The following is a 255-nucleotide window of genomic DNA, read 5'->3' as shown; positions in this document are numbered from 1 at the left end:
CCATCGGCGCTGGAGGGCTTAACGGTCGTGTTCGGGATGGGTACGTGTGGAACCCCTCCGCCATCGCCACCAAACGGTTCAAGGTTTAATCCTTGAAAACTGGATACGAAACGAATTTGCTGTTTTAAATATTTGGATAAGCCCTCGACCGATTAGTACCTGTCAGCTCCATACATTGCTGCACTTCCACCTCAGGCCTATCAACCTCGTCGTCTTCAAGGGGTCTTACTAATTGGGAAATCTCATCTTGAGGGG

2 rRNA genes are annotated in these 255 nt (G+C 49.8%); both read right to left on the bottom strand.

Going from position 1 to position 255, the window contains the following annotated elements:
* A 5S ribosomal RNA gene (gene rrf, locus KJS42_RS23020) occupies positions 1–74 on the bottom strand; the annotation flags it as partial.
* A 58-nt stretch (positions 75–132) separates the two neighbouring features.
* Positions 133–255 (bottom strand): 23S ribosomal RNA (locus KJS42_RS23015); the annotation flags it as partial.

This window comes from Paenibacillus sp. J53TS2 (assembly GCF_018403305.1).
Classification (GTDB): Bacteria; Bacillota; Bacilli; order Paenibacillales; family Paenibacillaceae; genus Fontibacillus; species Fontibacillus rhizolycopersici.
The sequence above is the reverse complement of the archived record's forward strand: the minus strand, read 5'-3'. Positions and strand labels throughout refer to the sequence as shown.